Origin of the sequence: Marinobacter sp. G11, from assembly GCF_021282325.1 — a bacterium.
Classification (GTDB): domain Bacteria; phylum Pseudomonadota; class Gammaproteobacteria; order Pseudomonadales; family Oleiphilaceae; genus Marinobacter; species Marinobacter vinifirmus.
Genome location: NZ_JAJSPB010000024.1, coordinates 1 through 19,172, shown reverse-complemented (window position 1 = coordinate 19,172; position 19,172 = coordinate 1). Strand labels below are relative to the sequence as shown.

The window sequence follows — 19,172 nt, the reverse complement described above, 5'->3', positions numbered from 1 at the left end:
TTGGACCAGTTACGCATCGGGATTGTGCTTCCAGACCTCCGCCCCGGCGGTGCTGAACGCCTCCACGTAAACTTGGCTGATGAATGGGCGCGTGTCGGAGTTTCAACAGAGTTTGTCTTACGGAATGCTGTCGGTGAGTTATTGGATCACCTTCCCGCATCGGCAAAAGTTGTAGACTTGAAAGCAGCCAGAGTTCGAAACGTACTTAGGCCTTTGGTTAAGTATTTAAAAGAGAGCAAACCAGACGCAATTATCGCCGCAATGTGGCCTCTAACTGTATTTGCGCCTTTAGCCGCTCGGCTAGCGGGATACCAAGGTCGCGTCATCATCAGCGAACACTCGCCTTTATCCATTGCCTACGGCCGCCATGGGCGATTACACCGGCTGGTTATGCAGTCTTCGCAGCGTTTATGTTATCCATTGGCAGATGTTATGGTTGCCGTTTCCTCTGGTATTGCAGATGATCTGTCAACATTGTCCGGCCTTCCTCGTGAACAGTTCACCGTAATTCATAACCCGGCTGCATTAGGGAAAGTCGACGTCAATGCCGCATGTCCAGAACAAATCAGTGGGCGCCCAGGGCCGATCATCCTCACCGTGGGTACTCTGAAGCCTGTTAAGCGGCATGATCTCCTGATTGAAGCCTTTGCCCGCCTGCCAGCTTCGCTTGGCGCAACCCTATGCATTCTTGGCGAGGGGCAGATGCGCGAGCAGTTGGAGCAGAAGGTTGATTGCCTCGGGCTTCAAGGCAGGGTTCTGCTCCCCGGGTTTGCGGTAGATCCAGGGCCTTGGTATGCGCATTCTGATTTGTTTGTCCTGTCCTCGGATTATGAGGGTTTTGGGAATGTGATTGTTGAGGCCATGGAGTATGGGTTGCCGGTTGTCAGTACTGATTGTCCCGTTGGGCCGACGGAGATTTTGGCTGCAGGGCAGTATGGAGCCTTGGTGCCAGTTGGTGATGCCCAAGCGCTTTCTCAGGCAATTTTTGCTGCCCTAACCCAAAAGGGCGACCAGGCCGGGCTTAAACTTCGTGCTGAGGATTTCTCCCTTCAACGCATTGCTCAAAAATATCTTGATGTAATCTCTCCCTGACTTCGCAAGGTGCCGCCCTGCCCACTTAAGACTCGATATTCCATGGCTAATACTCTTTATATTTCCTACACCGGATTGATGGATCCGCTTGGCCAGAGCCAGGTGTTGCAATATGTGCTCGCTTTGGCGAAAGACCACCGCATGACACTGCTGACTTTCGAGAAGCGTGAAAATCTCAAAGACTCGGAGCGATACAATAAGCTCAAACAACGTTGTGACTCCCACGGTGTGAACTGGCATGCGTTGACCTGGAATAATAAGCCGCCCCTTGTGGGGACAATGTTTGATATTGCCAAAGGGGCCCGACTGGCTGTTAGGCTTGCCCGTGCTTCAGACATTGATCTAGTGCATTGCCGAAGTTATATCGCAAGTCTCATGGGGTTGGCTGTTAAGCGCAAAACCGGAGCACGGTTCGTTTTTGATATGCGTGGCTTCTGGCCAGACGAACGCGTGGACGGTGGTATTTGGTCCAGGCGCAGTGCGCCCTATCGGGTTTTCAAAACGGTAGAGCGGCGCTTGTTTCTGGCTGCCGACCATGTGGTTTCACTAACGAAGTCCGGGGTAAGTGAGTTTTCAGCGTTCGAGTACCTGAGCGGCAGGGTGCCGCCGGTTTCTGTTATCCCTACCTGTACAAACCTGGACCTGTTTAAGAACCACGAAGTCCCGAGAGCTGATTTTACGCTCGGTTATATAGGTTCGGTCGGCAGTTGGTACATGTTCGAAGATGTGGCTATCGCAGTGCGCAGGCTGTTTGATAGGCGTGCCGATGCGCGCTTTCTGGTTATCAACAAGGGTGGCCACGAAAAGATCAGAGCAGAATTGCAGGCCGCCGGTGTGGATATGAACAGGGTGGAGATTCGCGAGGCGGCTTTTGATGAGGTGGGCGAACAGGTTTCGCGCATGGACGCAGGGATATTTTTTATAAAGCCGGCATGGTCGAAGCGGGCATCATGCCCTACCCGTATGGGGGAATTCCTGGCTTGCGGAAAGCCTTGTCTGGCAAATGATGGTGTGGGCGATGTGCGGGAGGACTTCGCAGCCACTAACACGGGCATTACGCTGCCAGTCACTGAGGCTGGAGGAGTTGATCTGGCAAATCTGGATACTGCCATTGAACGGCTTATTGCGCTGGCACAGGAGCCGGGCATTGCTCAGAGGTGCAGGACTGCAGCTGAGGAGCGTTTTTCGCTTGAGGGTGGCGTGGCTGAGTACAGCCGTATCTATCACAAATTGGCCGGTGATGATTCAGAGGTAAGCCAGAAATGACCAGGGAAAGGCCGTTAAGGGTGTTGTTCCTCACTCGCTATCCTCTTGAAGGTGCGTCTTCCCGCTATCGCGTGTTCCAGTATGTTCCCCATCTGGAGAAACTAGGGGTTCAGTGCACTGTGCAGAGCTTTATGGATACGGCCATGTACAGGATGACCCTTCAATCCGGCCATACGTTGAAAAAGGTCTGGGCAACGGCCAGGGCGGTCTTGGCCAGGTTGAAGGCTCTCAGCAAATGGCGCAGTTATGACGTTATCTACATGCAGCGTGAGCTGTTCCCGTTTGGGCCCCCAGTGTTGGAGCGTTTTCTAAAAAAAAATGGAGCAGTGATCTTTTTCGATTTCGACGATGCGCTGTTTATTAAAAAGCCGAGCCGCTATAACCCGATTGCAACGTTACTGCGTTCTCCTGAAAAAACGCGCGATATGTTTACAATCGCAGATTGTACTGTGGCGGGTAATAACTGGCTGAGGGATAGCGCCCGTTCAGAAGGTGGTAAGGCTGTCACGCTTGAAGTGGCAGAGGATACAAGCCGTTACCGGGAGCGGACGGATGTAGAGGCGGGTCGGCCCATTACAATCGGCTGGCTGGGCTCGCCCACCACGGTGAAGTATCTCAAATTGATTCAGGAACCCCTGCAGAAACTGGCGTCACGCTATCCTGATGTGAGGTGGGAAATCATTGGGGGCAATGAGTTTACGATGGACGGCGTTCCCTGGGTGAACACCGCATGGTCTCTGGAGGGTGAGGTTGAAGGGCTGGCGCGATTCGATATCGGCTTAATGCCTTTGCCTCAGGATGAATGGTCTAACGGTAAGTCTGGCGGGAAGGCCCGTACCTATATGGCGGCAGGCGTGGTGCCGGTGTGTGCCGGCATTGGTTACAACCTTGAACTGATCAGGCACGGTGAAACTGGTTTTCTGTGTAAGGAAAATGAGGACTGGTATCAAGTACTGTCAGAGTTGATAGAAGATAAAGCCCAGAGGGAGGGCATTTCCAAGGCTGCCAGGGCGGATGTTGAGGTTCGTTTTTCCCCGGAAAAGCAAGCACGAGCAATGGTTGATTTGTTCTATGATGTTTTGGAAGCCAAAGGTGCCACCCATGAATAAGCTTACCGCCACTGAGTTGCCGCATGCTGTGGTGATGGGGCTTTCGCCCACTGGTTTGCATGTTGTCCGGGAATTGGGGCGGCATGGAGTGCCGGTGATTGGTGTTTCTTCGGAAACGCAGGCGGGAAGTGCTTCTCGATATCTGTCTGGTAGGGTTGTCGAGCCAGACCCAGAGCGCAGGCTGAATATGCTGTGTGAGATGTTTCCGGTTTCCGAGTTTGCGGAAAAAGGAAAAAAGCCGGTACTCATTCCTACATCCGATCAGGATGTGGACCTGATTATTGAGAACAGTGAACGACTCGCCCGGCACTTTTTCTTTCAGGAGTCATACTCAGACGGTCTGGCTTCGCAGATCATGGACAAAGAGAGCTTTTATGAAATTTGCGGCTCTCAGGGTGTGGCTTTCCCCACGCTGTGGAAAGGCACGGTTTCAGAAATCCGAGGGTTACGTGACGAGTTGCGGTTTCCGTGCATTATCAAGCCAAGCCGAATTCATGAAATCAAGGAGCTGATGAAGGGTAAAAAGGTTTGGATGGTTCGGGATGAGAGTGAGCTAGAGGGAATACTCGATTCGATTCCTGACGGCAGCGTTATGCTTCTGGCTCAGGAAATTGTGCCCGGGCCGGAAAGCGAAATTGCTCTTTATTGTGGCTATTTCGATTCAGGCAATAACGCTGTTCAGCCATTCACCGCGAGAAAGCTGCGTCAGTACCCGCCCGGGTTCGGTTCTGCCTCGCTGGTGCAGAGCTCAGATGAGCATGAGTGCCGTCAGATCACCGAGAAGCTTTTGTCTTCGATTGGGTATCGTGGTATCGCCGCTTCAGAGTTCAAGCGTGATCCCGTAACCGGGGAATGGAAAATCATTGAGATTAATGTTCGGCCGTCCCTTTGGTTCTCCATCAGCTCTGGGGCGGCAAAACAGCCGGTATTGGCGGCTTATTACCGGTTGGCGGGGCTTGATGTTGCGCTGCCCGAGTTGCCGCAGCAGAATGGTGTTCGGTGGCGGTATCTTCTGAAAGATCTTTGGTCTACCTGGTTTTATAGGTCTAACAAGGACTTTATTCTTCCGCCTCCGGACATCAACACCTTGGGCGGCAGCAAAAAACGAATCTCCGCCGTTTTTTCGATGGATGATCCTAAACCTGCATTGGCTGAGATCAATAACTTTGTCGCCAAGGGTAGGCAGAGGGTGCGGAGCAAGTGACATGGTAGCGAAACTGGTAATTTCCCTGGATTTCGAGCTGATGTGGGGGGTACGTGACCATCGCACTGACCAATCCTATGGTGATGCGGTACTCGGAGGGCGCAAGGCGATTCCAGAGATGCTCAAGCGTTTCTCTGAAAGCCAGGTGAAAGCAACCTGGGCAACGGTGGGATTATTGTTCGCTCGTACCAGAGATGAAATGCTGGGCTATGCCCCTTTGAAGGAGCCGGGATATATCAATTCCGAACTGTCACCTTACGAGTTTATCCGCTCGGGTGTTGGCGCGAATGAGCGGGAGGACCCGTTACACTTTGGGCGTTCCCTTGTCGACCAGATTGCCAATACCGAGGGGCAGGAACTGGCAACCCACACATACTCCCACTACTACTGCCTGGAGCCTGGCCAAACCGTGGAAGACTTTTCTGCGGATATTGAGTCTGCCAGCGCTATAGCAGGTGATGCTGGCCATACTTTCAAATCGATTGTGTTTCCCCGAAACCAGATGATGGATGACCACGTGACGTGTTGCAGGGAGCATGGGATAACTGCATTCAGGGGGAATCCACCCACTTATCTTTACCGCCCCAGGTCAGGTAAGGAAAACACGCTGGCTGTTCGTGGGCTGCGGCTTCTGGATGGCGTTTTCCCGGTATCCAGCTCCCTTTCTTATAATGCGCCTGCCGTACAGGATGGGGTGGTGGACGTTCGGGCCTCCAGGTTTTTACGCCCGTGGAACCCGAAGATGCCGCTCTATTCCAAGTTCCATGTGCAAAGGGTAAAAGCTGAGATGGAGCATGCAGCAAGGTGTGGTGATACCTACCACCTGTGGTGGCATCCTCACAATATGGGGAGGAATATGGAGCAGAATTTGAAGCAATTGGATGACGTACTGGCGAAATTCCGAACGCTCCGTGATCAATTTGGCATGGAAAGTGTCACCATGGCCGAACTGGCCTGAATGCAGTTGGGCCTGAAAGGGCTTGATAGGATAGTTACATACTGATGCTTCCATACGCAGCGTTTTACTTTTTTTTGGTTTTTGCAGCCAGCCTGAAAGTGTCAAGAGGAGTGAATTTTCTTTTCTTGGGCGTGTTTGGTTTTGCTCTTCTGCTTTTTATGGGGACCAGGTACTGGGTTGGGTGTGATTACTTCGGGTATCTGATGCGGTTTGACCGGATTGATTATTCCGGTGATGTAAGCGCTTATGCGCTGATGGAGGAGCCCGGGTTTCACCTCCTCAATTTTCTGGTTCACTCCTTAGATCTCGAATATGTCTGGCTGATATTTTTCTCATCCTTGATCATTGTTTTATGCATGATCAGGTTCAGCCTTTTGTATCCGCGCTCGTTGATGGTTCTGGCGCTTTTCTTTCCAGTACTTGTAGTGCAGCTGGGAATGTCAGGATTGCGCCAAGCAATTGCTGTCAGCCTTCTGATGCTGAGCCTTGTTTATTTTTGCAAAGGCAACAAAATTGGGACGGCGGTCGTCATACTGTTGGCAACAACTTTCCACCAGTCGGCTGCAATGTTTCTTCCAATCGCGTTTCTGGCGGGAAGGGATGTTTCTGCTAAAAAGCTGTTGATCATTTTTCTGCTGGCATCGCCTCTGGTTGCTCTCCTCTTGGGCGATCGTTTGTCTGTGTACCAGGATCGGTATATTGACCAGATCTATGGTGAGGTTTCGTCCGGTGGGGCACTGATCCGGTTTGTTTTGCTCTTGATTCCGTGCGGGATGTTTTTCTGGAAACAGAACCAGTTGAAGGAGCGCTACCCGGATCTCTTTCCGATGATGAACCTGTTTATGCTGATTACCATCGCGTTGATTCCTGTTGCTGTGATGTCCTCCATTGCGCTTCACCGGATTATTTATTACGTGATGCCGGTTAGCATTTTGGTGTTTTTGTATGCTTCGCCTTTGGTGTTTTCTCGTAGGTTTGTGAAAGTTGCGATCTATGCTCCGGTATTGATGTATGGGGTTTATATGGTGGCATGGTTCTCTACTTCGCGGCATGCAAATATCTGCTACGTGCCGTATCAGAGCGAATTGATTATTTCTGGTCCAGAGTATAGGTCCAATTTTTAAACGATCTCGCTCTGATCTGTCACTCAGGTGCTAAATGAAGAAATTTTTATGGCTGGAAGTAATGAGGGGGGGGCGGCCATCTGGGTGCTTCTGCACCACGCGGTCTTGACGACAAATGCGTTCTTTGAGGGTGTGGACTACCCGTTTTTCGCTCGGGGTTTGTTGGGAGTAGATTTCTTCTTCGTCCTCTCTGGCTTTATCATTGCTTTTGCTTCTTCGCGGATGCTTGCAAAGGGTAAAACGCTTGGTGAGTACTTTTCGCACAGACTCGTCAGAATTTATGTTCCGTATCTGCCCGTTGGCGTTGCACTGTATTTTGCGTACCAACTTCTGCCGGAGCTGAGTGCGGCTGATCGAGAAATTGGCTTGCTAACCAGTTTTACGCTGCTACCGACCGTTGAGGCTACAGCGCTCAGCGTTGCCTGGACGCTCAAGCATGAGTTGCTTTTTTATCTGCTGTTCGCGTCGATTTTCATATCGAGAACGCTGTTCATATGCGTAATGGGGAGCTGGTTACTCGCAATCCTTTTCTTGCGGCAGTTGCTTGACGTTCCTGATTCGGGTTTTCTTCAGGTTCTTTTGAATCCTTTGAACCTTTGGTTCTACGTTGGAATGGCAGTGTTTCTCTGTCCGCAATTCCGCTTGAGCCGAATTGTATATTGGGCGGGCTTTTTGGTGTTGGCGACCGCTCTTTATGTATTAGTGATAAATGGATTCAGCCGGATCTACATCGGGCTGGTGTTTGCCGCTATGATTGTTCTGTTCACGAGGGTCGAGAATCTGGAAGTGCCGGCCCCTCGGCTTCTTCTGTATCTCGGTGCAGCTTCGTATTCTGTGTATCTCGCGCACAACCCGGCTCAGTCTGTTATTGCTCGAATCCTTCCGATGCTTTCCGAAAACTGGTCCCCAGTTTTGGCATTTTGGGTTATCTCTGGCGCGTCTCTGGTCGCCGGAATTATCTATTTTGCTTTTTATGAAAAGCATGCTGTTGCTTGGTGCAAATCGAAAACTAACGAGTATTTTCGGGCGAAGGCTAAGAGTTTCGAGGTTGAGCCGGCTCGAGACTGATTGATGACTAAACCATGTTTGTAGTCTCCAAGGTTGCTATAGCACTGATGTCGCCTCTGGGCGCATCGTTATTTGGCGGACTGCTTGCGCTGCTTCTCGCGTTGGTAGGTCGTAAGCGCCATGCTTTCTGGTTTGGTATCTTAGCGTTGCTCTGGCTGTGGTTCTGGTCTCTACCTGCCGCCAGTAACTGGGTTCGCGGCTATCTGGAAGATCAACACCCACCAATAGCGATTCAAGAAGTGCCCCAGGCTGAGGCTATTGTGGTTTTGGGCGGCGGTGTGTCGCCTGCCGGCCATGGCGACCTGTATCCGAATCTGGAATCCGGTTCTGATCGAGTCTGGCATGCTGCCCGGCTGTACCATGCTTCTAAAGCACCATTGGTGCTGCTGACCGGTGGCAGCGATCCTTCGCACAGTGCTGCGTCTGAAGCGGAAGCTATGGGCCAGTTTATGCAGGATCTCGGAGTTCCCGGCCAGGCGATGGTTCTGGAAAACCGGAGCCGGAATACTACCCAGAATGCGGAATACTCCGCGGAGATACTGGCAGAGCAGGGTATTAGCAGGATTCTTCTGGTCACTTCTGCCTATCACATGCCAAGGGCGAAGGGATTGTTCGAGGCTCAGGACCTGGAGGTTATTCCTGTCGCTACCGACCATGAGGTGCTGTCCAGGCCTTTGTGGCGAAACCTGCTCCCTGAAACCAGTGCGCTGGATGGGAGTAGCCGGGCGATCAAAGAGATTGTCGGGCGTTTGGTGGGGCGCTAACTATCTCTTCCGTATTTTTTGTGTCTTTTCGTGGTTTTCGTGGCCAATAAATTCTAAAAGGTTCTCTGATGCTCTCTGCTGATAATCGGCGCTACCCGCAACTTCTCGACCAACTCCCCAAACAACCCAAAACCTGGCTAATCACCGGCGCAGCCGGCTTCATCGGCTCCAACCTTCTGGAGCACCTGCTGAAGCTGAACCAGCGCGTAGTAGGCCTGGACAACTTCGCGACCGGTTATCGGCGCAACCTGGATGAGGTTCGCAGCCTGGTGTCTGCAGAGCAGTGGGCGCGGTTTCAGTTTATCGAGGGCGACATCCGTAATCCGGAAGATTGCGCCCGGGCCTGCGAGGGTGTGGATTATGTGCTGCACCAGGCGGCACTGGGTTCGGTGCCCCGGTCTTTGAATGATCCCATCACCACCAATGCGGCCAACATTACCGGTTTTCTGAACATGCTGGTGGCGGCGCGGGATGCGGGGGTGAAGAGTTTCACGTATGCGGCGTCCAGCTCCACCTATGGCGATCACCCGGCGTTACCGAAGGTGGAGGAGAACATTGGCAAGCCGTTGTCGCCTTATGCGGTCACCAAGTATGTGAATGAGCTGTATGCGGAGGTGTTCGCCCGCAGTTACGGCTTCAAGGCCATTGGCCTGCGTTACTTCAATGTGTTCGGCAAGCGCCAGGACCCGGATGGCGCCTATGCCGCTGTAATCCCGAAATGGACCGCCGCCATGGTGCGGGGTGAGGATGTGTTCATCAACGGCGATGGCGACACCAGCCGGGATTTCTGCTTTATCGAAAACGCGGTGCAAGCCAACCTGCTGGCGGCCACGGCGGAGGATTCTGCCAAGAATGAGGTTTACAACGTGGCGGTGGGTGATCGCACCACGCTGAATGATCTGTTCGCGGCGCTGAAGAGTGCCCTGGCGGAGAATGGCGTGGTGTATGACAAAGAGCCGGTGTACCGGGATTTTCGGCCGGGGGATGTTCGGCATTCTCAGGCGGATATTGGAAAGGCGGCGAGTAAGCTGGGGTATGCGCCGGAGTTTCGGATTCGGGCGGGGATTGCTAAGGCTATGCCTTGGTATCTGGAGCATTGAACGGGCAGGCGGGTGCGCTTTTGAAGCCGGTGGTTTTTCTTACGTCTAATACCTCCTGGTATTTGTATAACTTTCGCGCGAGCACGATTCAGGCGTTGCTTGCGCAGGGTAACCGGGTGATTTGCCTGTCGCCGCCGGATGACTTCAGCCAGCGCCTGGTGGATGAGCTGGGTGCGGAGCACATTGCCTTGCCGCTGGATGGCAAGAGCACGGGCGCGGTGCAGGAGTTGCGCAGCCTGCGGTTTATCTGGGCGGTGATGCGCCGGTACCGGCCGGATTTTGTGTTCAACTTTACCGTGAAGATGAACATTTATTGCGGCCTGGTGTGCGCGCTGCAGAAGATTCCGTTTGCCAACAACATTTCCGGCCTGGGTACGGCGTTTATTCACGATTCCTGGCTATTCCGGCGGGTGCGGCAGGTGTATGGGCTGGTGAACCGCCGGGCTCGGCGCTTGTTCTTCCAGAATGAAGAAGATTTGTCGGTTTTTCGGGATAAGGGGTTGCTGGGGGATACGCCCTATACCCTGTTGCCCGGCTCCGGCGTGGATTTGCAGCGGTTTCAGGCCTCGCCCCTGCCAGAAGGCGGGCCGTTCACCTTTATTATGATTGCCCGATTGCTGGGGGATAAGGGCGTTCGGGAATACGCCGAAGCCTGCCGGCAGCTGAAAGCCGAAGGGCTGGATGTGCGTTGCCTGTTGGTGGGGCCGCTGGGGGTGAGTAACCGCACGGCGATTTCCGAGGAGGAGGTTCGCCAGTGGCAGGCCGAGGGCATTGTGGAATACCCGGGTGCCACAGACGACGTTCGCCCGTTGATTGAGCAGGCCCATGTGCTGGTGTTGCCCTCTTACCGCGAAGGCATGCCCCGCACCGTTCTGGAAGCCGCCGCCATGGGCCGCCCGGCCATAGTGACCGACGTACCCGGCTGCCGCCATGCCATAGAGCCGGAGGTGACCGGGTGGTTGTGTGAGGTGCGCAGTGCGGAGTCTTTGGCTGGGGTTATGCGGCGGGTTTTGGGGATGGATGCTGCTGAGGTGCAGAGTGCTGGGGAGGCGGCTCGGGGGAGGATGGAAGAGCGGTTTAGTGAGGATTTGGTGGTTGGGGCTTATTTGGGGTGTTTGTGATTTTCTTTGTTCGTGTTTTTTCGTGGATTTCGTGGCAAACAATCAATAAAGAAGGGTAGGGGCAAGCCCTATAAAAGGAATTCCAATTAACTCCAGGGAACAGGAGGCACCATGAAAAACATCATCATCTGTTCAGACGGAACCTGGCAATCGCCGGAGTCCGACACCTCCACCCACGTTCTGCGCCTGGCTGAGGGCATTGCCCCGGAAGACGCCGCTGGCCACAAGCAGGTGGTGTTTTACGACTGGGGTGTGGGTTCGGAGGGGGACAAGTTCTCTGGCGGTATTACCGGCAAGGGCATCGACAAGAACATTCAGGATTGCTACCGCTTTGTGGTGCACAACTACGAGCCGGGTGATGCGCTGTATCTGTTCGGGTTCAGCCGCGGTGCCTATACCGTGCGTTCGCTGGCGGGGCTGATTCGCAACTGCGGGATTTTGCGGCGTGAGCATGCCGAGAAGGTGGGCCATGCCTATGCCCTGTACCGCAACCGCGGCCCGGCCTCTGCCCCCGGGCGGGAGAAGGCGGAGACCTTCCGCAAAAACTACGCGGTGGCGGATGTCAGCCGTATTCATTTTATCGGCGTGTTCGATACCGTCGGCGCCCTGGGCATTCCCGCGCCGTTTCTGGGTACCCTGGGTACCAGCCGCTACCTGTTCCACGACACCGAGCCCAGCCGCATCATCAACCACGCCCGCCATGCGGTGGCCATAGACGAAAACCGGCAAGATTTCGAGCCTACCCTGTGGAGCCCCAAGGCGGGGATTGATTTGCAGCAGGTGTGGTTTGCCGGTGTGCATACCGACATCGGCGGTGGCTACCCGGACCACGCACTGGGCGATATCCCCGGCGAGTGGATGGCCCGCGAAGCCCAGGCCTGCGGCTTGGGGCTGGAACCCCACTTCCTCCTGCGCCTGAACCCGGATTATGCAGGGCGGCAGCATAATGAGTACAAGGGCTTCTATAAGGCCATGGGGCGCAAGCATGTGCGGGCGGTGGAGCCGGTGGTGCATGAGAGCGTGCGGCGGCGGTGGGAGGATGATTCGGTGCCGTACAAGAGCCCCGGGTTGGGGGAGTTGGTTGGGCGTTTGGGGTGGGGTGGTGTGAGTTTGGTGGGTGACTGTTAAAGACTTTTTTTGCCACGAAATCCACTAAAGGACACGAAAAAATAGGAATACTTTGGTTAGAAAAAGGAATTTCAATAAACTCCAGGGAGGGAGATGTAAGTGCCCGTAGTTTTCAGACTTCAAGGATTCAAGTTCTTTTTCTATATTCGGGTACTGTTAGAAGCGGTGCAGGCAAATCAGAAGCTTTTGGAGGATGCGTGGCATGACTATTTCGCCTGAGAAAGTCTGGTTTGATGAGGATAACCTTTGGGTTTTGTTGTCCGATGGCCGAACGGTTGGTGCGCCGCTGGTTTGGTTTCCCCGTTTGTTGAGTGCTGATAGTGCAAGCCGTGAAGCTTTTGAGCTGAGTGTTCATGGTATTCACTGGGATGCCCTGGATGAAGACATCAGTGTGCAGGGGCTGTTGGCTGGGTTGGGGGATCAGGCTCACCCAAAGCGTGAGAGTGTGGCTTAGTTTGTGCGCCAAGCGGGTGGGCGTTGTGAATTTTTGCCACGAAAACCACTAAAGGACACGAAAAAATAGGAATACTTTGGCTAGAAAAAGGAATTGCAATTAACTCCAGGGAGCAAGGAAGCGCTATGAAGAGCATCATCATTCGTCCGAAATTTGCGTTACAATGTCTGACAACGTAAGACAAATGGAGCGCGTCATGAAAACCGAGATGCTTAGTGCCCGTATAGACCACGATACCAAGGTTGCGTTCTCGCATATTTGTGACGAGGTTGGCCTTAGCCCGTCACAAGCCATTAAATTGTTTGCTCGTGCGGTTATTAATCACGGCGGGATTCCCTTTGAGATCAAGGTGCCGCAGCCGAATGAAACGAGCACTGCTGCTATGCAGGAACTCAGGGAAGGGAGGGGGCACCGCGCGGAGTCGCTGGATAGCCTTTTAGAAGAGCTCACGGATGGCAAAATCGCGCATGCACAGCCTTGAATACTCAACCCAGTTTAAAAAAGACTTCAAAAAGATAACGAAATTGCCCATCCCGGATATTGTCGAGGTGGGACGCATTATCTCTAAGCTGCAGCGTGATGAGCCACTGGAAGACAAGAATGTCGACCACGCTCTGACCGGCAACTGGCATGGTTTCAGGGATTGCCACATCAAGCCAGACCTGGTTTTGATCTACAGGGTTGATAACGGCACGCTGCAGCTGGCGAGAATTGGCAGCCACAGTGAGCTTTTTTAGAGAAAGCCTGGTCAAGAAAAGGAATTCCAATTAACTCTAGGGGGGGAGGTGTGGATTTGGTGGGTGACTGCTAAAGACTTTTTTGCCACGAAATCCACTAAAGGACACGAAAAAATAGGAATACTTTGGCTAGAAAAAGGAATTCCAGTTAACTCCAGGGAGTAAGGAAGCGCTATGAAGAGCATCATCATTCGTCCGGAATTTGCGTTACAATGTCTGACAACGTAAGACAAATGGAGCGCGTTTACGCAATACCCCCCGATGCGCAGCATTTTCATCTTTTTAGTACTGATGAGGATCTAAAAGCGCATTCGTCATACACTGCAGCCAAAGGCGGTGACCCAAATGCCGCACTTGAGTTGATCGAGGATCTTGCTTTCGATTTTCTGTACGGTCTTCGAAGAGAGTTTCCAGAGGGTGCGATATTTGTCTCGCCTTTTGCGAGGGAGGCATCGGGTGATAATGCGTTGCCGCTTATTTTATCGCTCATGGCTGCAGAGATATTCAACGGTGAAAGTGAAACCGATATCGTTCAGCTGCAGCGTGTTTTTCATACAGGTGCTGATCCGATGGAGAGGCTGCGCTTGCGGCCATCGTTTGAAGGTGCGGTGAAGAGCGGTGCTCATTATGTTCTGGTTGACGATGTTACGAGCATGGGAGGCACTCTGGCAGAGCTTGCGAATTATCTGCTGCTCCATGGAGGGCAGGTTCTTGGTACACTGGTGTTAGCTAACGCTGGTCGTTCTAAGGATTTTCGGCCAGCTAAACAGCATATAAGGCTATTACAGGAGCGTTTTGGAGATGAAATCAGACAAATCTTCGGAATACACACGTCCGCCCTCACAGCTAACGAAGCAGGATATCTCGTCGGCTTTCGAACAGTTGACGAGATCCGAAATCGATGCCTTAAGGCAGAAAAAGAGACACATCTCCGCTTGCTATCAAAAGGTTATTGAAGCTCATATTAAGCAACGTTTGTCATCAGTCTGAGTCTGAACACTGATTGGTGATGGCTGAGGCTGGGGGTTAAGGGCTTTTTTTGCCACGAAATCCACGAAAGGACACGAAAGGGTTAAAAGATAAAAAAACGTTTTTTAATAATTTTTTCGTGTTTTTAGTGGATTTCGTGGCAAAAATTCTCTCTAAGAAGGGGCGCCAGCTTTGGTTGAGCCGTTAAGTTTTTTCTAACGGCTCATTATTTCATGCTAAAGTGAGCCGATAGATATCTGCTAATGGCTCATTCGATGTATACATGGCAACTGGACAACTGGCCTGCTTACAGCTTTGATCAGAACTCTGCAGAGCTCTGGACGAGTAAGGCTCTTGCGGCGTCTCATAAGATTCTTGGGGCGATGGCGGTTTTGCCGGAAAGCCTTGGTAGCGAAGCGAAGTTGGATCTTCTGGTCAGCGCTGCGATCGAAACCAGTGCGATTGAGGGTGAATCGCTTAATCGCGCGGATGTGCGCAGCTCCATCAAGAATCATTTTTTGAGCCCCAATGAGAAGATGGCGGTACATGACCCGGTAGCGGCAGGTATCTCCGCTCTGATTCTTGAAGTGATGGACCTTTACGAAGAACCATTAACAGCGGAACGCCTGCATCACTGGAATGAACTGGTGCTTCCGGCGCACAATTCTGGCCCGTTTTTGGGCCCGGCCGGCATGGCGGGGCAGTGGCGTACTCATCCAGATGCCATGCAGATCGTCTCTGGCCCTGTTCACAATCCGACAGTTCACTTTGAGGCGCCGCCTTCTGTGCGTGTGCCCGAGGAAATGCAGCGGTTCCTGGGTTGGTTTGAGGATGGCTCCCGCGCCTTACCCGGTGTGGCGCGTGCGGCGATTGCTCATCTGTGGTTTGAAACGATTCACCCCTATGAAGACGGTAATGGCAGGGTGGGGCGGGCTATTGCGGATGTGGCTGTGTGCCAGATGCTGGGGCAGCCGCTGATGATGAGCCTGGCAACGGTGTTAAGTCGACATCGGAAGGCTTATTACCAGCAGCTTAACAAGGCGTCGAAAGATACGCTGGATGTGACGCCTTGGGTTAATTGGTTTGGCGAGCGGGTTGTTGAGGCGTTGGAAGGTGCGTTTGATGTTATTCAGTACGTGGTGAGAAAGGCCCGCTTCTGGGACGGGCTCGACACTGAATCTCTGAATGACAGACAGCTTAAGCTGATTCGCAGGATGCTGGGCCAGGATGCGCCGAGCTTTGAAAATGGGATCAATGCGGCGAAATATCAGAACTTAACGCGTTGCTCCAAAGCCACTGCTACCCGGGATCTCCAACACCTGGTTGTTAAGGGTGTGTTGGCGCCCATTTATAGCAAAGGGCGCTATGCTCGGTATAAGCTGGACTTGTGATTCTGTGGGTTAAAGACTTTTTTGCCACGAAATCCTCGGAAGGACACGGAAAAATGAAAAGATAAGGACTGTTTGGCCACGAAATCCACGAAAAAACACGAAATTAAAGATAGAAAGCTTTTGGTTTTTCTTATCAGTCATCTTTGTTCGTGTTTTTTCGTGGATTTCGTGGCAAAAAAAATCAGTAAAAGGACTAGATGATGCTCAAGGAAAAAGAGCTTTGTTACCGGATTACCGGTTGTGTATACGAGGTTTATCGCCACCTGGGTTGTGGTTTTCTTGAATCGGTGTATCAGCGGGCGTTGGTACACGAATTGCGGGCTGCTGGGTTGGCTGTGGAGTCTGAAGCCGCGGTTACCATCAACTACAAAGGCCAGCCCCTAGCCGAGCACCGTTTGGATTTACTCGTGGAGAATCGCATTATCGTTGAGCTAAAGGCCCAGCAAAAAGTCCCGCTCGCAGCAGAATCCCAGTTAATCAACTACTTGAAGGCGACAGGTTTGAAGCTCGGCTTGTTAGTCAACTTTGCTTTTCCCAAAGCCACAGTAAAGCGCATCATTTATTAGTCTCTTAATTTTTTCGTGTCCTTTCGTGGATTTCGTGGCCAAAAAATGGAACCCTCTTCCGAAATGAACAAAGTACTGGCAGCCTACAAAGAACACACCCCCAACCCCCAAAACCCCGCTGAGCGAGTCACTTTCGGCACGTCCGGCCACCGCGGCACGTCGCTGAACCGGAGCTTCAACCGCTACCACATCCTGGCCATTACCCAGGCGGTGGTGGACTGGCGAAGCAAGCAGGGCATTACCGGGCCGATGTACGTAGGCAAAGACACCCACGGCCTGTCTGGCCCGGCGATGGATTCGGTGTTGGAGGTGTTGGCGGGTAACAGCGTGGTGACGCGGGTGGATTCTGACGGTGGCTTTACGCCCACGCCGCTGGTGTCTCACGCCATTCTGGTGCACAACGCCGATAAGACTGCCGCGCTGGCGGATGGGTTGATTATTACGCCCTCTCACAATCCCCCGGAAGACGGCGGGATTAAATACAACGGCCCGGACGGCGGCCCGGCGGGTACGGATGCTACGGGCTGGATTGAGCGGCGGGCCAATGAGTTGCTGGAAGCCGGGCTTGCGGGTGTGAAGACTTCTCCGCGCCGGCAGGCGGTGGTGGCGGCCGAGCCCTGGGATTTTGTGCAGGAATACGTGCAGCGCCTGGGGCAGGTGGTGGATATGGACGCCATTGCCAGCAGCGGCCTGAAACTGGGTGTGGACCCCATGGGCGGCGCGGCGCTGGCGGTTTGGGATGCAGTGGCGGCGCACTATGGCCTGGACCTGGAAGTGGTCAACCGCAACCAAGACCCGGATTTCGCCTTCATGCCCCCGGACCACGACGGCAAGATTCGCATGGATTGTTCCAGCACTGCCGCCATGGCCAACCTGCTGAATATCAAAGACCGCTTCGACCTGGCCTTCGGTAATGACCCGGACGCCGACCGCCACGGCATTGTCGACGCTGCCGGCCTGATGAACCCGAACCATTACCTGGCGGTGTGCATCGATTACCTGCTCAGCCACCGGCCGCAGTGGGGCGCGGGGCTGAAGGTGGGTAAAACCCTGGTGTCGTCTTCCATTATTGATCGCGTGGTAGCCGGGCAGGGCCGGGGGCTGTACGAAGTGCCCGTGGGCTTCAAATGGTTTGTGGAAGGCCTGTACACCGGCGAGCTGGTGTTCGGCGGCGAAGAAAGCGCCGGGGCGAGTTTTCTGACATTTGATGGTAAGCCTTGGAGCACCGACAAAGACGGCATTATTTTGTGCCTGCTGGCTGCGGAGATTCGCGCCAAGACTGGCAAGTTGCCGAGTGAGTACTATGCGGAGCTGACGGATAAATACGGCGCGCCGGTGTACCGCCGTAAAGACTTCCCCGCTACCGCTGCGCAGAAGCAAAAGCTGAAAACCCTGAAGCCGGAGGACTTGCCGTTTACCGAGCTGGCCGGAGACCCGATTGTGGAGGCCATGACCACGGCGCCGGGCAATGGTGCGGCGATTGGTGGCCTGAAGGTGACGACCCGGAATGGGTGGTTTGCGGCGCGGCCTAGTGGGACTGAGGATCTTTGTAAGATTTATGGGGAGAGTTTTTTGGGGGCGGAGCACCTGGGTCAGATTTTTGTGCAGGCTGAGACGCTGCTTAGGTGAGGAGTCTGCGAAAAGGGCGCGAAGGGGTCTGACCCTACGGGTCAGACCCCTGACCATCTGCTAACTTCCTTCCCCTGCCGAAGTTTGGGAGTGAGAGGGGTCTGACCCCGGTGGGGTCAGACCCCTTTGCCGGGCCCCGAAGGGGTCTGACCATCTGCCAACGCCATTCTCCCTGACCATCTCCTTAGTAAAACAACGTTAAATCCCTCCAGGCATGTAACGTAAGGTTAACACCTCCGCTATACTGTCTACTTTGTGCTCATAGCACAGGGTTTATTTAGCAGCTAAGGTGGTCCCCTGCTTAGTGGCATTATTGAATTAACGAGAGACCTACACATGGAAGCGGCTAGTTCCGTCGGCCTTATGGCTGGCTTTTTTTCTTATCTCTCATTGTTTTTCCTGCGCCCGATTGCTTGCAGGGTGCACTTGTTGGATACGCCTGACCACCGGAAACTCCACAAGGGGTCGGTGCCGCTGATTGGTGGCTTGAGTGCTTTTATAGGCGTGAGCGTGGCCTGGATGATTGGCATGCCGCTGATCAGTGGCCATGGGCTGTTCCTGATTTGCGCCGCGCTGCTAGTGATTGTGGGGGCAGTAGACGATGCCCGGGACCTTCCTGCGAAATTCCGCCTGGGTGTGCAGGTTCTTTTGGGCGCTGTACTGACTTTTGGCTCTGGTACCTCGCTGGTAACCTTTGGTGATTTGCTGGGTTTGGGGCCCATTGAGCTCGGTATTCTCGGGCCTTTGGTGACCATTGCCGCGGTAATTGGTGCCACCAACGCCTTTAACATGGTGGATGGCATCGACGGCCTGGCTGGTAGCCTGTCGCTGGTGGCGCTGGGCTCTTTGGCGTTGTTGTTCAGCACGTCCTCCGGTTTGGTGGCTGAGCTGGCGCTGGCGGTTGGTATAAGCTGCGCGCTGGTGCCTTATCTGATGGCTAACCTGCGTATTCCCCCTTTCCGCAACCGCATCTTTATGGGCGATGCGGGCTCCATGTTTATCGGTTTTGCCGTGGTGTGGCTGCTGGTAAACGCCACCCAGCCCGGCGAAATGGCCATGCGCCCGGTAACGGCCCTGTGGATTATCGCCATCCCCCTGATGGATATGGTCGCCATCATGGTACGCCGCGCCCGCAAAGGGCAGTCGGTAATGAAACCAGACCGTGACCACCTGCACCACATCTTCATGCGCGCCGGATTCTCCGACCGCGAAGCTCTGCTGATGATCACCATAGTGGCCATGTTGTTCGCCAGCGTTGGACTGCTTGGTGAGTTCTTCCACCTGCCCGAGTGGCTGATGTTTGCGGCGTTTGTTGGATTGTTCGCGCTGTATGACTGGTCGCTTAGCCATGTTTGGCGGTTGCTGGTGGTGGTTCGGAAGAAGGTTGGTCATCAGTAGTTGTTTTTTGGTGCATCGCTCCCCTCCTGACGGATACAAAGGGGTCTGACCCTACGGGTCAGACCCCACCCTTCTCTTGCGGCCATCTCCTTGT

General features: G+C 53.6%; 19 protein-coding genes. All 19 read left to right on the top strand.

Annotation, left to right across the window (positions count from 1 at the left end):
• Positions 1 to 1,092 carry a glycosyltransferase gene (locus LWH94_RS14130; protein WP_232902616.1) on the top strand — a complete coding sequence of 364 codons (1,092 nt, stop codon included), beginning with the start codon at positions 1 to 3 and terminating at the stop codon, positions 1,090 to 1,092.
• A gap of 42 nt (positions 1,093 to 1,134) precedes the next feature.
• Positions 1,135 to 2,358 (top strand): glycosyltransferase, encoded by a 1,224-nt coding sequence (locus LWH94_RS14125; protein ID WP_232902615.1) that lies wholly within the window; start codon positions 1,135 to 1,137, stop codon positions 2,356 to 2,358.
• A 143-nt stretch (positions 2,359 to 2,501) separates the two neighbouring features.
• Positions 2,502 to 3,467 (top strand): glycosyltransferase family 4 protein, encoded by a 966-nt coding sequence (locus LWH94_RS14120; protein ID WP_232902614.1) that lies wholly within the window; start codon positions 2,502 to 2,504, stop codon positions 3,465 to 3,467.
• Positions 3,460 to 4,671, top strand: a complete 1,212-nt coding sequence (locus LWH94_RS14115; protein WP_232902613.1) for a carboxylate--amine ligase — start codon at positions 3,460 to 3,462, stop codon at positions 4,669 to 4,671. The genes LWH94_RS14120 and LWH94_RS14115 overlap by 8 nt, the downstream gene beginning before the upstream one ends.
• A gap of 1 nt (position 4,672) precedes the next feature.
• A complete protein-coding gene (locus LWH94_RS14110) occupies positions 4,673 to 5,629 on the top strand; it encodes a polysaccharide deacetylase family protein (protein ID WP_232902612.1) in 957 nt (318 codons plus the stop codon).
• A gap of 44 nt (positions 5,630 to 5,673) precedes the next feature.
• On the top strand, positions 5,674 to 6,753 hold the full coding sequence (locus LWH94_RS14105) for an EpsG family protein (protein WP_232902611.1): 1,080 nt from the start codon (positions 5,674 to 5,676) through the stop codon (positions 6,751 to 6,753).
• Between the two features lie 48 nt (positions 6,754 to 6,801).
• Positions 6,802 to 7,821 (top strand): acyltransferase family protein, encoded by a 1,020-nt coding sequence (locus LWH94_RS14100; protein WP_232902610.1) that lies wholly within the window; start codon positions 6,802 to 6,804, stop codon positions 7,819 to 7,821.
• 14 nt (positions 7,822 to 7,835) lie between these two features.
• Entirely contained in the window at positions 7,836 to 8,585 is a 750-nt protein-coding gene (locus LWH94_RS14095) for a YdcF family protein (protein ID WP_232902609.1), read from the top strand.
• A 68-nt stretch (positions 8,586 to 8,653) separates the two neighbouring features.
• Positions 8,654 to 9,685 carry an NAD-dependent epimerase/dehydratase family protein gene (locus tag LWH94_RS14090; protein WP_232902608.1) on the top strand — a complete coding sequence of 344 codons (1,032 nt, stop codon included), beginning with the start codon at positions 8,654 to 8,656 and terminating at the stop codon, positions 9,683 to 9,685.
• A gap of 29 nt (positions 9,686 to 9,714) precedes the next feature.
• Positions 9,715 to 10,806, top strand: coding sequence for a glycosyltransferase family 4 protein (locus LWH94_RS14085; protein WP_332875500.1), 1,092 nt, complete (start codon positions 9,715 to 9,717; stop codon positions 10,804 to 10,806).
• A 111-nt stretch (positions 10,807 to 10,917) separates the two neighbouring features.
• Entirely contained in the window at positions 10,918 to 11,934 is a 1,017-nt protein-coding gene (locus LWH94_RS14080; protein ID WP_232902606.1) for a DUF2235 domain-containing protein, read from the top strand.
• Between the two features lie 202 nt (positions 11,935 to 12,136).
• Positions 12,137 to 12,388 carry a DUF2442 domain-containing protein gene (locus LWH94_RS14075; RefSeq protein WP_232902605.1) on the top strand — a complete coding sequence of 84 codons (252 nt, stop codon included), beginning with the start codon at positions 12,137 to 12,139 and terminating at the stop codon, positions 12,386 to 12,388.
• A 196-nt stretch (positions 12,389 to 12,584) separates the two neighbouring features.
• Positions 12,585 to 12,869, top strand: coding sequence for a type II toxin-antitoxin system RelB/DinJ family antitoxin (locus LWH94_RS14070; RefSeq protein ID WP_036218763.1), 285 nt, complete (start codon positions 12,585 to 12,587; stop codon positions 12,867 to 12,869).
• Positions 12,841 to 13,125, top strand: coding sequence for a type II toxin-antitoxin system YafQ family toxin (locus LWH94_RS14065; RefSeq protein ID WP_442914996.1), 285 nt, complete (start codon positions 12,841 to 12,843; stop codon positions 13,123 to 13,125). The genes LWH94_RS14070 and LWH94_RS14065 overlap by 29 nt, the downstream gene beginning before the upstream one ends.
• Before the next feature lie 212 nt (positions 13,126 to 13,337).
• Positions 13,338 to 14,081, top strand: coding sequence for a phosphoribosyltransferase (locus tag LWH94_RS14060; RefSeq protein ID WP_022987658.1), 744 nt, complete (start codon positions 13,338 to 13,340; stop codon positions 14,079 to 14,081).
• A gap of 276 nt (positions 14,082 to 14,357) precedes the next feature.
• A complete protein-coding gene (locus LWH94_RS14055; protein ID WP_232902604.1) occupies positions 14,358 to 15,485 on the top strand; it encodes a Fic family protein in 1,128 nt (375 codons plus the stop codon).
• Between the two features lie 197 nt (positions 15,486 to 15,682).
• The gene (locus LWH94_RS14050; protein WP_036218735.1) at positions 15,683 to 16,051 is read left to right on the top strand and encodes a GxxExxY protein; all 369 of its coding nucleotides are present in this window, start codon (positions 15,683 to 15,685) and stop codon (positions 16,049 to 16,051) included.
• A 45-nt stretch (positions 16,052 to 16,096) separates the two neighbouring features.
• Entirely contained in the window at positions 16,097 to 17,680 is a 1,584-nt protein-coding gene (gene pgm, locus LWH94_RS14045) for a phosphoglucomutase (alpha-D-glucose-1,6-bisphosphate-dependent) (protein WP_232902603.1), read from the top strand.
• 336 nt (positions 17,681 to 18,016) lie between these two features.
• Positions 18,017 to 19,078: a UDP-N-acetylglucosamine--undecaprenyl-phosphate N-acetylglucosaminephosphotransferase gene (gene wecA / locus LWH94_RS14040; protein WP_332875499.1), complete on the top strand. Its 1,062-nt coding sequence runs from the start codon at positions 18,017 to 18,019 to the stop codon at positions 19,076 to 19,078.
• Positions 19,079 to 19,172: the final 94 nt, after the last annotated feature.